We start from the raw sequence: 15,323 nt of genomic DNA on the forward strand, positions 1-15,323 counted from the left end.
TCGTCAGGAAGTCGATTTAAAACAATAAGTTGGTCGCTGTTTTTAAGGTTGATGCAAGGTTGTGGGGTGGCGCTGCAGCGTCTGGCTGTGCCAATCTCCGCGCCCCGCCAGCCTTGGGAACCTGTTTGGCGGGTTTACGGCTGGTGCGGTCTGTCGTGCAAGGGCATGCAGCAGGTTGCCAACCGGATCAAGGTTTCGGCGGCCAACCGCCTTCTCTGGAGAGTCGATGTCGCGATTGCTGCTGATCCTGTGCCTGTTGGCCGCGCTGCCGTTGTCGGTCAGTGCGCGCGTGGCCGGCCCGCCGGAGGTAGGCAGCCAGGCTCGCAGTGCGCGTGATCTGCCGACCATTCGCAGCAGCGGTGAGCTGCGCGTGCTGGTCAACCAGAGCCGTAACAGCTCGGGCTCGGTCAAGGGCCAGAGCATTGGCGTCGAATACCATCGCCTGCGGGCATTCGAGCAGTACCTCAACCGCAATTCTCGAGATGGTCGCAGCCTCAGATTGAAGATCATCCCCAAAGCCAAGGATCAGTTGCTAGGCGCATTGCAGCGCGGCGAGGGCGACCTGGTCGCCCCCGGCGAACTGCTCAATGTGCGCACCGGGCACGATGTCAGTGCCAGTACGGCGATTCGCCGCGAAGTACCGCTGGTGCTGGTATCGAAGCAAGGCGACCGGCATTACCGCAGCCTCGAACAGCTGGCCGGGCGTAGTCTTTCATTGCCAGCGGGTAGCGCCGTGGGTGACGCGCTACGGTTGATCAACCAGCAGCTGGCTGATCGCAAGCTGCCACCCATCGTGGTCGAGTGGGTCGACCCCAGCCTGGCCGTCGAAGATGTACTGGAAATGGTTCAGGCCGGCATCTTCGAACGTACTGCGGTGGAGTTGCCGATCGCCGAGCGTTGGGCCAAGGTGATGCCCAAGTTGCGCGTCGACAAGCATCTGATCCTGGCGCGCGATGGCGACATGAAGTGGTTCGTGCGCCCCGATGCGCCAATGCTGCGTGCCAGCATCGACCGATTCTTCAGCAGCTATCAGAGCCCGGCCGACCAGGATGCGGCGTTCCAGCGTGTCTATCGTCGCTTATACAAGGTGCATTCGCCGCTGGGGCGCACTGAACGACAGCGTCTGGAGAAGGTGCGACCGGTGCTGCAGCAGCATGCCGAGCAGCAGGGTTTCGATTGGCTGATGCTGGCTGCGCTGGCATTCAAGGAGTCGACGTTGAACCCATCGGCGCGTGGCGCCAGCGGCGCGACCGGGCTGATGCAGATCACCCCGGCGGCAGCGCGTAGCGTCGGGGTGAGCAACATCCAGAACCTCGACGGTAACGTCCAGGCCAGCAGCAAGTACCTGGCGATGATCCGCCGCAACTTCTTCAACAGCCCGCAGCTCAACGAGCGCGAGCGCATGGCCTTCGTCCTGGCTGGCTACAACCTGGGGCCGCAGCGGGTGCAGAGCCTGCGCGCCGAGGCTCGCAGGCGTGGCCTCAATCCCAATCAGTGGTTCTTCCAGGTCGAGCGTGTGGCCATGGAGCAGATGGGCATGGGCGTGGTGAGTTATGTGAATGCGGTGAATAAGTACTACCTTGCTTATGACCGTGAGCGCTATCTGCTCGAACCGCAAAGGCAGCGTCTGACGGCCAACTAAATATTTATTTATTCGATATTAATTACCGGTATTTTGCTGTTTTTTAATCGAATAAATTGGCTATTCTGTGCGCCATCAACTCCCACACACGAAGGAAGCGCTGTAATGAACAACCTGATCAAGAACATCACCGCCACCCAGGCCAGCTTCGGCATCACCATCCTGCGTATCGTCGCCGGCATTACCTTCGCCGCCCATGGCGCGCAGAAACTGTTCGGCTGGTTCGGTGGTTATGGTCTGGCTGGCGTGGCACAGTGGATGGAGAGCATCGGTCTGGCCCCGGGCTACCTGATGGCGCTGGCGGCTGGTAGCGCCGAGTTCTTCGGCGGCGTGGCGCTGATCATCGGTCTGCTGGTGCGTCCGGCTGCGGCGGTACTGGCCGTGACCATGCTGGTGGCGATCTTCACTGTGCACTTCGCCAACGGTTTCTTCATGAGCAACAATGGCTACGAGTTCGCCCTGGCTCTGCTGGCCATCAGCGTAGCGCTGGTGTTCGAAGGCGCCGGCAAGCTGTCGGTGGATGGCAAGATCGCTCGCTGATCGAACCCTGCAATAACGAGAAGGCCCGCAAATGCGGGCCTTTTTGCGTTCAACGCCGAGCGGTCAGTTATTAGCGGCTTGCTCGGCCTTTTTCTCCTGCGCGGCGACCTGCTGCGCCAGCTCGATCATCTGCTCGCGCATCCAGCGGTTGGCCGGGTCCTGATCGGTGCTTTCGTGCCAGTAAAGGTGAGTTTCCAGGGCCGGCACATCACCGACCGGCAGGGCCACATGATGCAGGTTGTGGCGGCGGGCGAAGCGCTCCGGCACGGTCATCACCATGTCGGTCTGCTGCAGCACGCTGCCGGCCATCAGGTAGTGCTGCGAGCGCAGGGCAATCTTGCGCTGGATGCCCATCTTGCCCAGGGCCAGATCCACATAGCCGAGGCCACTACGGCGGCTGGAGATGTGGATGTGGCTCAGTGACAGGTATTCGTCGAGGCTGATCTTTTCCTTGGCCAGCGGGTGCCCCTGGCGCATGGCGCAGACATAACGATCATCCAGCAACTTGACGTGACGAACCTGCGGGTCGGTATTGAGTGGCGCGTCGACGGCAAAATCGAGACGGCCGGCGGCCAGTTCCTTGGTGGTTTCGCGGCGCTTGGCCAGGAAACTCTCGATGCACACGCTCGGCGCCAGGCGACGCAGGCGTTGGAACAGCGGTGGCAGGAGGATCTGCTCCGACAGGTCGGTCATGCTGATGCGGTAGGTCTTGCCGGCCTGCTGCGGGTTGAAGGTGCGGCTTTCCTGCACGGAAACGCGCAACAACTGCAGGGCATTGCGCACCGGGCCGATGATGTTCTGCGCCATCGGCGTCGGCACCATGCCCTGGGCGGTACGCACGAACAGCGGGTCGTTGAAGGTTTCGCGCAGACGGGCGAGGGCGTTGGAAACCGCGGGTTGGGTGATGCCGACGATCTGCCCGGCACGGGTCAGGTTGGCCTCGGTGTAGATGGCGTCGAAGACGATGAAGAGGTTCAGATCCACCTTGGTCAGGTTCATGCCGGCAGTGCTCCAGGGGGCGTCGATATCAATCGATCATATATCGGTTATGAATGTTCATACACGCTGAAAATAGGTTAGATAAATCTTAAGCGCTGTTCTAGCATCATTTCCACAACCTCTCACCCTTTATCAAAACAGGTAATTCCATGGATTTCGCCTATTCCCCGAAGGTTCAAGAGCTGCGTGAGCGCGTCAGCGCATTCATGGAGGCGCACGTCTACCCGGCTGAAGCGGTGTTCGAGCAGCAGGTGGCCGAAGGTGATCGTTGGCAGCCGACCGCGATCATGGAGGAGCTGAAGAACAATGCCAAAGCCGAAGGTCTGTGGAACCTGTTTCTGCCCGAGTCGGACTACGGTGCCGGCCTGACGAACACCGAATACGCACCGCTGGCGGAGATCATGGGGCGTTCGCTGATCGGCCCCGAGCCGTTCAACTGCGCCGCGCCGGATACCGGCAACATGGAAGTGCTGGTGCGCTACGGCAACGAGGCGCAAAAGCAGCAATGGCTGGAGCCGCTGCTGTCCGGCGAGATTCGTTCCGCGTTCGCCATGACCGAGCCAGGCGTGGCTTCGAGCGACGCCACCAACATGCAGGCCAATGCTCGTCGCGAGGGCGATGAGTGGGTCATCAATGGCCGCAAGTGGTGGACCTCCGGTGCCTGCGACCCGCGTTGCAAGGTGATGATCTTCATGGGCCTGACCAACCCGGACGCGCCGCGCCACCAGCAGCACTCGATGATCCTGGTGCCGATGGATGCGCCAGGCGTCACCGTACTGCGCCCGCTGCCGGTGTTCGGTTATGACGACGCGCCACATGGCCATGCCGAAGTGCTGTTCGAGAACGTGCGCGTGCCCTACGAGAGTGTATTGCTTGGTGAAGGGCGTGGCTTCGAGATCGCCCAGGGGCGCCTCGGCCCGGGCCGTATCCACCACTGCATGCGTTCGATCGGCATGGCCGAGCGCGCCCTGGAACTCATGTGCAAGCGCGCCGTTTCGCGGACCGCCTTTGGCAAGCCGCTGGCGCGCCTGGGTGGCAATATCGATCACATCGCCGATTCGCGCATGGAGATCAACCAGGCGCGTCTGCTGACCCTGAACGCGGCCTACATGATGGATACCGTGGGCAACAAGATCGCCGCCAGCGAAATCGCCCAGATCAAGGTGGTGGCGCCCAACGTGGCGCTCAAGGTGATCGACCGGGCGATCCAGATGCACGGCGGCGCGGGCGTCTCCAACGACTTCCCGCTGGCCTACTGGTACGCCATGCAGCGCACCCTGCGCCTGGCCGATGGCCCGGACGAGGTGCACCGCGCAGCCATTGGCAAGTTCGAGATTGGCAAGTACGTGCCGCGCGACGTGATGAAAGCCAGCCGCTGATCCCGCAAGCCAAAGCAAAGAGGCTCGCATCTGCGGGCCTCTTTGTTCGTGAACCGTCGACGCTGCTGCTCGGTCGTCCGGCTACGCCGTTTCTCAGTGTTGCGGGGCTTTCTGGTCCCGGGTATTGAGCAGCGACAGGATCACCCCGCCTGCCAGCAGCCCCAGGGTGACGCCAAGCGAGAGCAGGGCGGGAACCTTGATCAGGTCGTGCAGGAAGATCTTGCCGCCGATATACATCAGCACCAGCGCCAGGGCGTACTTCAGGTAGATGAAGCGGTGCATCAGTGCAGCCAGGGCGAAATACAGCGCGCGCAGGCCGAGAATGGCGAAGATGTTCGAGGTGTAGACGATGAACGGGTCCTGCGAAATGGCCAGTACCGCCGGCACGCTGTCCACTGCGAACACCAGGTCGGCCAGTTCGATCAGCACCAGCGCCAGCAGCAGCGGGGTGGCATAGAGCAGCGGCTTGCCACTGACCTGATCCTTCAGGCGCACCAGGAACTTGCCTTCGTGCAGCTCATCGGTGACGCGAATGTGCTTGCGCACGAAGCGGATCACCGGATTCTGCGCAAGGTCCGGGTGCGATTCTTCGTCACCACCGCTGCGCAGCATCTTGACGCCGCTGAACAGCAGGAAGGCGCCGAAGAGATAGAGAATCCAGTCGAACTGCTGCACCAGGGCCGTGCCCAGACCGATCATGATCGCGCGCAGCACGATCACCCCGAGAATGCCCCAGAACAGCACGCGGTGCTGGTACTTACGCGGGATGTTGAAGTAGCCGAGGATCATCGCCATGACGAAGACGTTGTCCATCGACAGCGATTGCTCCACCAGGAAGCCGGTGTAGTACTCCATCGCCTTGGTACCGCCGAGCTGCCACCAGATCCAGCCGCCGAAGGCAACGCCGACACTGAAATAGCCGGAATACAGCAGCAGGCTCTCGCGCATCTCGATTTCATGCTGATCGCGATGCAGTACGCCGAGGTCGAGTACCAGTAGGGTGATGATCAGTACCAGAAAGGCCAGCCAGAACCAGCCGGGGGTACCGAAGATGGGGGATGTCAAAAAGGCAAGTAGAGCGTCCATGAGCCCTCCCTTATGTCTGCCTGAGTTGAAAGAAATCGACTCAGTGACTCCGACATCACGGTGAGAAAACTCACCGCCAGAGGGGCCCGGCGTCACGCGCTGCAAAGACTAGCGCCGAGCCTTTACTCTGCCAAGCCCTTTGTAAGGAAATATTTTCAGGCGTCAGTAGACCCAGACTTCGACACGGCGATTACGGATGCGGCCATTGTTCTGATCATTGGCCGCCACCGGTAGCTCGCTGCCCATACCGGTGATTTCACGAAACAGTACGCCTTGTTTGGCCAGCTCGCGGCGCACGGCCATGGCGCGCAGTTTCGACAGCAGTTCGGCGCGCTCGGGGTCGCTCTTCGGATCGCCGAAACCCACCAGCACCACCTTGTCCTGCAGCTTGTCGTGCTGCTTGAGATAGTCCAGCACCCGCTGCAAATCACGATGTGCCTTGTTATCCAGCGTTGCGCTGCCTTCCTGGAAGCGGAAGTTCACCGACAGGCGCTGCGCCTGCTTTGCCAGTTGCTGGTACTCCGCTGGCATCTGCGCATCCGCGGCGACCTTGACCGCCTGGACGGTCTGGGCGATGAAACCGCTGTTGTCGACAATGGCCTGGCCGCGTGGGCTGTGGGCGAAGTCGATCAGCGCGCGCGCCCAGGGATTGGCCAGTTGCGGGTCGTTGTAGAGAAACAGGCGGCGTGCCAGGGGATAGTCCTCGGTGGCGATCAGCGTGGTGCTCGGTGGCATCGGCTGAGAATTGCCCGCAGCGACGGCGACAGCCTTGGCCTGGCGGATGTAGGGCAGGCCAATGAAACCGATGCCATTGGCATCGCTGCTCACCGCATCGGACAGTTGGGCGCTGGATTCGAAGCGTTGCGCGCCGGCGGCGAGTGTGCGCCCGCCTGGAGCCAGCACCAGCTCCTTGAAGGTATCGTAGGTGCCGGAATTGTCATCGCGTGCGTAGGGGCGAACCTTGCCGGGTTTGCCGCCCAGCGCAGCCCAGTCTCCGATCTCGCCGGAAAACAGCTGCGCGATCTGCTCCACACTCAGCGTTCCAATCGGGTTCGATGGATGGACGATGATCGCCAGACCATCGATGGCGATGACCTGTTCACTCTGCGGACTGCGCAGATCGCCAAGGGTCGCCAGGGTAGCGGCTTCGCCATCCTTGATCGGCCGCGACGAGGCGGCCAGATCGGCGCTGCCGTCCTTGAGCGAGGTAAAACCGGTGCCAGAGCCGTGAGCGGCGACTTCGACTATCACCTGGCGGCCGTCGGCCCGTCGCGCGAGCAGGCGCTGCTCGTTTTCCCGGGCACCTTCTTCGCTGTGGATATCGTGCAGGCCCTGAGCTTCGAACAGCCCTTTGACCAGCTCCGGGCCGAGCTTGGCACCAATGGTGTTGGAGCCCTGGATGCGCAGTACCGGTTGGTTGCCCTCGGAGGCTGGTAGTGCGGCGAAGACGGAAAGAGGCAGGGCGTAGCAGATGAAACCGATCAGCAGCAGGGACAGAGTACGACCCCAGAGGTCGCGGTCGGCGGACAGGGCGCGCGGCATGCGGCAGGCACCTTCTAGTGGGTGAGAGAAAGTGCCGCGCAGATTAAGTCAGTCAGATTGCAGTCATGTGACGGGGCGCGTCATCTCACGCGCCCAGCCTCACTCCAGTTCCAGCCAGATCGGCGCATGGTCCGATGGCTTGTCCATTCCACGCAGGTCGTAATCGATGCCGGCATCCTTGAAGCGCGCCTGCAGCGGCTGGCTGGCGAGGATCACGTCGATGCGCAGGCCGCGCTTTGGCTCGTCTTCGAAGCCGCGACTGCGGTAGTCGAACCAACTGAAACGGTCATTCACCTCGGGGTTGAGGTGGCGGAAGCTGTCCACCAGGCCCCAGCTCTTCAGCGTCGCCAGCCACTCGCGTTCCTCCGGCAGGAAGCTGCACTTGCCGGTTTTCAGCCAGCGCAGGCGATTGGGCTCGCCGATGCCGATGTCGCAATCTTCCGGGCTGATGTTGATGTCGCCCATCACTACCAGCGCCTGCTGCGGATCGAAGTGCTCCACCAGCATTTGCTGCAGGTCGGCGTAGAAGCGCTGCTTGGCCGGGAATTTCACCGGGTGGTCACGGCTTTCGCCCTGCGGGAAATAGCCGTTCATGACAGTGACCGGGTTGCCATTGGCATCGGCGAAGGTGCCGTAGATGAAGCGGCGTTGAGAGTCTTCTCCATCGCCGGGAAACCCCTTGTGCAGGCTCAGTGGCTCCTGACGCGAGAGCAGGGCGACGCCATAGTGGCCTTTCTGGCCGTGGTAATGCACGTGGTAGCCGAGCTGACGGATCTCGGCTTCGGGGAACTGCTCATCGGCCACCTTGGTTTCCTGCAGGCCTATCACGTCCGGCTGGTGTTTTTCGATCAAGGCTTGCAACTGATGAGGGCGCGCACGCAGGCCATTGATATTGAAAGAGACGATTTTCATGGGCAGCGGGTCCTGGGCTAACGGGCATGCCACGAGAGGCATCCCGGATGATGAAAGCCTTCGCGGCATGCCCTCCCTCATCCGGCGCTTTGCGCCATCTTCTCCCGGAGGGAGAAGGGTATGAGGAAGGTGTCGCTGCGCGACTTTCAGATTAAACGGCGATGCTAGCCGATCCTCGGCGCTCGCGGCCAGCGCCTGGCGGGCGTGATGAGGTGGTGCTAAGTTGGCTGGGACGCGCCTGACCCACAACGCATAACAACAGAGGTCTGCCATGCCCAACAACGCTCCAGCAGAAGTGCGCATGCTCGATGGTGGTTACGCCCGCGAGGTCCGTTCGCTGCTCTACCACGCCTATCGCCACGAGCCGACCTTCGCCTACCTGTTCGAAGCGCAGCGACCGGGTTTTGATCAGCGTGTGCGCGCGACGATTCGCGAACTTGTGCAGCAGCACTTCGCCGAGGATCTGCCGGCCATTGGCCTGCTGATCGATGACCGCCTGATCGGCGCAGCGCTGATCGCGCCACCGCAGCGCCGTCTGGATATCACCGAAAGCTGGGGGTGGCGTCTGCGCATGCTGCTGAGCACCGGTTTCAGCTGCACCAAGCGCTATCTCGAGTACCACGATGCGGTGCTTACCAGTCTGCCGCCCGGGCCTTACCACGTGCTGCCGCTACTGGGCATTCACCCCGAGTTTCAGGGGCAGCATCGCGGCGAGCAGTTGCTCGAGGCGCTGCACGACTGGTGTGCCCAGGACAGCGGCTCGCAAGGCGTGGTGCTGGATACCGGCAATGCGCGCTATCTGGATTTCTACCGGCGCCAGGGCTACGAGGAAATCGGCGAGCTGGCCATAGGCCCGGTGGTCGAACACGTGTTCTTTCATCCCAACCCACAACCGGTGGTCAGAGCCAGCGCCTGAACTGCGGCTGTCTGGCGCGCGTTCAACGGCTCTGGCGTGGGCTCCGCTCCGTGGTAGCATCCTCCGCCATGAGCGTATATGGACATTTTCAGCGTAGCCTGGCGCTGCTGCTGATCAGTACGGGTGCTTTCGCAGCGAGCGAACTCGACGTACGAATCACCCCGAGCAATTCGGCTCTCAAGGCCAATATCGAAGGTTATGTCGGCAGCCTCGATGGGCGTGATGCGCAGTCGTTGCGGCGCTTGCGGCGTATCGCCGAGAACGAGGCCGACAAGGCGGCTCAGGCCCTGGGTTATTACCAGGCGCGCATTCGTAGCCGTATCGAAGAGGGCGCAACGCCGCGCCTTGTGATCGAGGTCGAGCCCGGCGAGCGCATTCGCCTGCGCAACGTGGACATTCGTATCGAAGGGCCTGCCAGCGAGCTGTCTGCCTTTCGTGTACCCAGTGCCGGTCGTTTGCAGCCAGGCTCGGTGCTCAACCATGGGCGCTATGAGGATGCCAAGCGACTGATCCAGAATCAGGCCTCGCGCTACGGCTTCTTCGACGGCCGATTCTCCCGGCAGCGCCTGGAAATCGATCCGGCTGCCGGGGTGGCCGATATCGAGCTGGTGTTCGTCAGCGGGCCGCGTTACAGCCTGGGCGATATCGCCTTCAGCGGTGACTTCCCGTTCGATGAAGAGCTGCTGCTGCGCATGGTGCCGTTCGATCCGGACACACCCTACGACTCCGAATTGATCGCCGAGCTGTATCAGGCGCTGCAGTCGAGTGGCTATTTCGAATCGGTGCGGGTCGACGCCATCCCGACCCAGGCCGACCAGTTGCGTATTCCAGTGGCGGTGGCGCTGCAGGTGCGTGAGCCGCGCACCATGGGCCTGGGACTGGGCTTTTCCACCGACGTCGGGCCGCGCCTGCGCGCCAACTGGACGCGCCACTGGCGCAATCCGCAGGGGCACAGCTACGGGGTGGAAACCGAATTGTCCGTTCCCAGACAGAACGTTGGCCTGTGGTACGACATTCCCGGTGACCCGCCACTGACCGACAAACTGCGCCTGGCCGGCGGTTATCAGTATGAGGAGCTGGCCAGCAAGGACAGCTTGAGCCGGCTACTTACCCTCGGTCCGGAATGGCACAGCCAGCGTTCCGGTGGCTGGCAGCGCGTGCTGTCGGTGAAATGGCAGCGTGAGGAATATCGCCTGGGCGACGATTCCGGGCTGAGCACCCTGTTGATGCCGGGCGTCAGCTACTCGCTGCTGCGCAGCGACAACCGCCTCGACCCGAACCAGGGCTACCGCGTGCAGTTCGACTTGCGCGGCGCTGTCGATGGCGTGCTGTCCGACGCCAACGTGCTGCACGGTAACGTCATGCTCAAGGGTCTGACTACCGTATTCGACAATCACCGTCTGCTCGGGCGGGTACAGTTTGGCGGTACCGAAACCAATGGTTTTTCTGCCGTGCCGCCGTCGCTGCGCTTCTTCGCCGGTGGCGATCAGAGCGTGCGTGGCTACGACTACCAGAGTCTGTCGCCGGAGAACAATCGCGGCGACAAGATTGGCGGCCGTTACCTGTTCGCTGCCAGTGCCGAGTACCAGTACAGCCTCACCGACAAGTGGCGCCTGGCGACCTTCATCGATCAGGGTAACGCTTTCAATTCGCTGGACATTCCCACCTTGAAGACCGGCGTCGGCTTCGGCGTGCGCTGGGTATCGCCGGTTGGCCCGCTGCGCCTGGACCTCGCTCATGCGCTGGACGACGACGGTGGCGTGCGCCTGCATTTCTCCATGGGGCCTGAGCTATGAGTCGGCGCCTGCTGAAATGGCTGGCAGGCGGTCTGCTCGGTCTGGTGTTGCTGCTCGTAGCAGCTTTGTGGACGCTGCTCGGTACCCAGGGTGGTAGCCGTTGGCTGCTGGCCCAGGTGCCAGGCTTGCAGGTCGACAACTTCGCAGGACGCCTGGGCGGTGCCTGGCAGGCCGATGCGCTGATCTGGCAGCAAGATGATATGCGGGTTGAGCTGCAGCAGCTGGACATGGTCTGGTCGCCGTCCTGCCTGCCGCGCCTGACGCTGTGCCTGGATCGTCTGCATCTGCAGCAGATTGCCGTGACCCTGCCCGACAGTGGGGAGGGCAGCGATGAGCCGTTGAGCCTGCCTAACCTCAAACTGCCACTGCGCTTGCAATTGGGCGATATCCAGCTGGGCGAACTGCGCCTGGACGGCCAGACGCAACTGAGCGATCTCGAACTGATCGCCAGTTGGAACGAGCAGGGTGTGGAGCTGCAGCGCCTGGCCTTGCAACGTGATGACCTGAGCCTGGACCTCAGTGGCCAGCTGACGCCGCAGGGCGATTGGCCCTTGGCCCTGAGCGGCCGCCTGCAGTTACCGGAAGTCGATGGCAAGGCCTGGCAGGTGGCGCTGCAGGTAGCTGGCGAATTGCAGCGCAGCCTGAAGATCGAGGCTGACAGCAGCGGCTATCTCGACGCCCGTCTCGAAGGACAGGTGCAGGCGCTGGCCGAGCACCTGCCCGCCGAACTGCGCCTGACCAGCCAGGATTTTCAGGCCAGCAGCGCCTTGCCGCAGACGCTGCACCTGCAGGCGCTGACGTTGTCGGCAAAGGGTGACCTGAGCAGCGGTTATCGCATCGACGGCAGCGCCACTCTGCCCGCCGAGCAGACACCGATGCCGCTGACCTTGCGCGGCAGGGTCGATGCCAGGGGGGCGGATATCGAATTGCTGCGCATCGAGGCCGAGGATCAGCAGCATCTGCAGCTCAGCGGTACGCTCGCCTGGAGCGAAGCGTTTCAGGCCGATACCAAGCTCGATTGGCTGAGTTTCCCCTGGCAGCGTCTGTACCCGCTGGACGAGCCGCCACCCGTGGCACTGCAACAACTGCAGGCCGAAGTCAGCTATAGCGAAGGCAATTACCTGGGTAACTTCGCTGCGCAGTTGCAGGGGCCTGCGGGTGCCTTCAGCCTGAGCAGTCCGGTCAGTGGCGATCTCGGCCAGGTCAGCCTGCCGCAATTGCAGCTGGTTGCTGGCCAGGGCCGCGCCGAAGGGGTGGTCAAGGTCGGTTTTGCCGACGGCGTCGACTGGCAGGCCATGCTGCAGCTCAGCGCCCTCGACCCGGGCTACTGGCTGGCGGAAATGCCGGGTAATCTGGCAGGGCCGCTGAATACCTCGGGCAGCTTCAATGCCGGTGCGCTGCAGGCCAAGGCCGATATCGACCTCAATGGCCGTATGCGTGGACAGCCAGCGCAATTGCAGGTACAGGGTGCCGGTCGCGGCGAGCAGTGGCAGCTCGAGCGGTTGCTGGTACGTCTGGGTGATAACCGGATCAGCGGCCAGGGCGCTCTGGATCAGCGTTTGCGTGGTCAGCTGGAGTTGGTGTTACCGCGTCTGGGGCAACTCTGGCCCGGTCTGCAAGGGCAGGTACAGGGCCAGTTGTCCGTGGCGGGCACCTTGCAGGCGCCGCAAGGCCAGCTTGCGCTGAGTGGGGAGCGTCTTGCGTTTGGTGACCCCAGTCTGCGTCGCCTGCAGCTGGACGCGACGCTGGATGCCCGCCAGCAGGCGCGCATCGGTTTGAATCTGCGTGGTATCCGCATCGGCGATACCTACCTTGGGCGCTTGCAGGCCGATGGTCGTGGCGATCAGCGTCGCCAGGCGCTGGACATCGATCTGCAAGGTCCGCTGCTGCAGCTGGCTTTGGCCCTGGACGGTAGCTTGAACGAGCAGGGCGACTGGCGCGGTCGTATTGCCAGTGGCCGTGTACAGAGCGGCGGGCAGGATTGGCAATTGCAGCAGGCGGCGACCTTGGAGCGCTTAGCCAGCGGCCGCATGAACCTAGGCGCGCATTGCTGGCAGTCCGGCGATGCCAGCCTGTGCGGCGGGCAGCAGCGGCTGATGCCGCAGCCCAGCCTGGACTGGCGCCTGGAGAATTTCCCCCTGGCCAGCCTGCAGCCCTGGCTGCCCGAGGATTTCGCCTGGCAGGGTCGTCTCGATGGACAGCTGAAAGTCGAGCTACCCGACAGCGGTCCCAACGGCCAGATCAGGCTCGATGCTGGCGCTGGCAATCTGCGTATTCGTCAGCCGGATGAAGAGCAGTGGCTGGACTTTCCCTACGACAGCCTGCGTCTGGACAGCACGCTGCGACCACAGCGTGTAGTCAGCGAGCTGCGTTTCGTCAGTGGCCGCCTGGGTGAGTTGCTGCTGCAGGCGCAGATCGATCCACGCCCGGCGAGCAAGCCGGTCAGCGGTGAGTTTCGATTGAGCGGTTTCGATCTCGCCGTGCTGCGTCCCTTCGTACCCATGGCGGAAAGGCTCGAAGGTAAGCTGCAGGGCAGCGGCAATATAAGTGGCCAACTGCTGGCGCCGCAGATCAACGGCCAGCTACGTCTGGATGACGGCGAGCTGTCCGGCAGCGAACTGCCGATCAGCCTGGAGAACCTGCAATTGCTGGCGTTGATCGCGGGCGAGCAGGTGCAGCTCTCCGGCGACTGGCGCAGCGGTGAGCGAGGGCGTGGCAATCTGCGTGGCGAACTGACCTGGGCCGAGGGGCTGAGCGGCGATCTGGCATTGCAGGGACAGCGTTTGCCGGTGAAGGTCGAGCCCTATGCTGAGCTGGAAGTCGAGCCTGATTTGCAATTGCAGCTGCGTGCCCAGCGTCTGGCCGTCAGCGGCAGAGTTGGCGTGCCGCGTGGCTTGATCAGCGTACGTGAACTACCGCCATCGACGGTCAAGGTTTCCGGTGATGCACGGGTGGTCGGTCGTGAAACCCCGGAAGCTGAGCAGGGCATGGGCGTCGCCATGGATGTCGATGTCGAGGTGGGGCAGGACAAACTGGCCTTCAGCGGTTTCGGCCTGACTGCCGACCTGCGTGGACGCGTGCACATCGGCGATAACCTCGATACCCGCGGTGAACTGGATCTGGTCAATGGCCGCTATCGCGCCTACGGCCAGCGCCTGACCATTCGCCGCGCGCGCCTGCTGTTCACCGGGCCCATCGATCAGCCGTTCCTCGATGTGGAAGCGATTCGCCGGGTCGACACGGTCGTCGCCGGTATCCGTCTGTCTGGCAGCGCCGAGCAGCCGAGCACCACGGTCTTCGCCGAGCCGGCCATGAGCCAGGAACAGGCGCTGTCCTATCTGGTACTGGGTCGGCCTTTGGGGCAAAGCACGGGGGACAACAACATGCTTGGCCAGGCAGCGCTGGCGCTTGGCCTGGCCGGCAGCAGTTCGCTCACCACCAGCCTGGCCACCAGTCTGGGCATTCAGGATTTTCAGCTCGACACCGAGGGCAGTGGCGTGACCACCAGTGTGGTGGCCAGCGGCAATATCACCGAGCGCCTGAGTCTGCGTTACGGCGTGGGCGTGTTCGAGCCGGCCAACACCATCGCGCTGCGTTACGAGCTGAGCCGGCGCCTGTATCTTGAGGCCGCCAGCGGTCTGGCCAGCTCGCTCGACCTGTTCTATCGCCGGGACTTCTGATGGTCGCGCCACCTTTTGCTAAATCCCTACATGGCTGCGGGTGTATCGGCGGCGCTTCTGCGCTAGTCTGGACGCATGGTCGGGCCGTGACCTGCCATTCGATGGAGCATTCGCCACGGCGAACCCCATGTCACACATTTGCCCTTCAACTCCCTGAACGATAAGGAAACTCCCATGGCGCAAGTCACTCTCAAAGGCAACCCGGTGCAGGTCGAGGGTCAACTGCCGCAGGTTGGCCAACAGGCACCAGCGTTCAGCCTGGTCGCTGGCGACCTGAGCGACGTCACCCTGGCCAGCCTGGCTGGCAAGCGCAAGGTGTTGAACATCTTCCCCAGCGTCGACACCCCGACCTGCGCTACTTCTGTGCGCAAGTTCAACGCCGAAGCCGGTCAACTGAACAACACCGTGGTGCTGTGTATCTCCGCTGATCTGCCGTTCGCCCAGGCACGTTTCTGTGGTGCCGAAGGTCTGGAAAGCGTGGTCAACCTGTCCAGCCTGCGTGGCGCCGACTTCCTCAAGAACTACGGTGTGGCCATTGCCAGCGGCCCGCTGACCGGCCTGGCCGCGCGCGCCGTGGTAGTGCTGGATGAAAACGACAAGGTGCTGCACAGCGAGCTGGTTGGCGAAATCGCTGATGAGCCGAATTACGCAGCTGCCCTGGCCGCGCTCAAGTAATTGGCAAGTAAAACCAGACGGCCTGCTCTGCAGGCCGTTTTTATTTGTGCACCAAGCCGAACGTTCTGAGCACGTCGACAGTCCTTGCCCGATCCAGATTTTTTCGCGGACTCAAACAGTTAGTAACGTAAGGGCAGCGTAAAAAGCGGGTAAATG

At 62.7% G+C, this 15,323-nt stretch carries 11 protein-coding genes; 7 read left to right on the plus strand and 4 right to left on the minus strand.

The features are described from left to right. Positions 1–226 precede the first annotated feature (226 nt). Positions 227–1,642 (plus strand): MltF family protein, encoded by a 1,416-nt coding sequence (locus JWV26_RS21410; RefSeq protein WP_206417771.1) that lies wholly within the window; start codon positions 227–229, stop codon positions 1,640–1,642. 105 nt (positions 1,643–1,747) lie between these two features. Beyond that, positions 1,748–2,182, plus strand: a complete 435-nt coding sequence (locus JWV26_RS21415; RefSeq protein WP_017677113.1) for a DoxX family protein — start codon at positions 1,748–1,750, stop codon at positions 2,180–2,182. A gap of 63 nt (positions 2,183–2,245) precedes the next feature. Here JWV26_RS21415 and JWV26_RS21420 read toward each other — a convergent pair whose 3' ends face one another. Further along, positions 2,246–3,181 carry a LysR family transcriptional regulator gene (locus JWV26_RS21420; RefSeq protein WP_206417772.1) on the minus strand — a complete coding sequence of 312 codons (936 nt, stop codon included), beginning with the start codon at positions 3,179–3,181 and terminating at the stop codon, positions 2,246–2,248. 149 nt (positions 3,182–3,330) lie between these two features. Here JWV26_RS21420 and JWV26_RS21425 point away from each other — a divergent pair, with 149 nt between their 5' ends. Beyond that, the gene (locus tag JWV26_RS21425) at positions 3,331–4,560 is read left to right on the plus strand and encodes an acyl-CoA dehydrogenase (protein ID WP_206417773.1); all 1,230 of its coding nucleotides are present in this window, start codon (positions 3,331–3,333) and stop codon (positions 4,558–4,560) included. A gap of 93 nt (positions 4,561–4,653) precedes the next feature. Here the strand turns inward: JWV26_RS21425 and JWV26_RS21430 are convergent, their stop codons facing one another. From JWV26_RS21430 to xthA, 3 genes are all read right to left on the minus strand, one after another. After that, a complete protein-coding gene (locus JWV26_RS21430; RefSeq protein ID WP_017677110.1) occupies positions 4,654–5,646 on the minus strand; it encodes a TerC family protein in 993 nt (330 codons plus the stop codon). A gap of 162 nt (positions 5,647–5,808) precedes the next feature. Next, a complete protein-coding gene (locus tag JWV26_RS21435) occupies positions 5,809–7,188 on the minus strand; it encodes a substrate-binding domain-containing protein (RefSeq protein WP_206417774.1) in 1,380 nt (459 codons plus the stop codon). 99 nt (positions 7,189–7,287) lie between these two features. Further along, positions 7,288–8,100, minus strand: coding sequence for an exodeoxyribonuclease III (gene xthA / locus JWV26_RS21440; protein WP_206417775.1), 813 nt, complete (start codon positions 8,098–8,100; stop codon positions 7,288–7,290). Positions 8,101–8,371: 271 nt separating this feature from the next. On the opposite strand from xthA, the gene JWV26_RS21445 reads away from it, so the two are divergent. From JWV26_RS21445 to tpx, 4 genes are all read left to right on the plus strand, one after another. Further along, positions 8,372–9,016, plus strand: a complete 645-nt coding sequence (locus JWV26_RS21445) for a GNAT family N-acetyltransferase (RefSeq protein WP_021489218.1) — start codon at positions 8,372–8,374, stop codon at positions 9,014–9,016. A 68-nt stretch (positions 9,017–9,084) separates the two neighbouring features. Further along, the gene (locus tag JWV26_RS21450; RefSeq protein ID WP_206417776.1) at positions 9,085–10,812 is read left to right on the plus strand and encodes an autotransporter assembly complex protein TamA; all 1,728 of its coding nucleotides are present in this window, start codon (positions 9,085–9,087) and stop codon (positions 10,810–10,812) included. Beyond that, complete coding sequence (locus JWV26_RS21455; RefSeq protein WP_206417777.1) at positions 10,809–14,492, plus strand: translocation/assembly module TamB domain-containing protein; 3,684 nt, start codon at positions 10,809–10,811, stop codon at positions 14,490–14,492. Before JWV26_RS21450 ends, JWV26_RS21455 begins: the two co-directional genes overlap by 4 nt. 174 nt (positions 14,493–14,666) lie before the next feature. After that, entirely contained in the window at positions 14,667–15,167 is a 501-nt protein-coding gene (tpx, locus tag JWV26_RS21460) for a thiol peroxidase (protein WP_072424113.1), read from the plus strand. The last annotated feature ends 156 nt before the right edge of the window (positions 15,168–15,323 follow it).

The sequence above is a fragment of the Ectopseudomonas toyotomiensis genome (assembly GCF_017167985.1).
GTDB lineage: Bacteria > Pseudomonadota > Gammaproteobacteria > Pseudomonadales > Pseudomonadaceae > Aquipseudomonas > Aquipseudomonas toyotomiensis.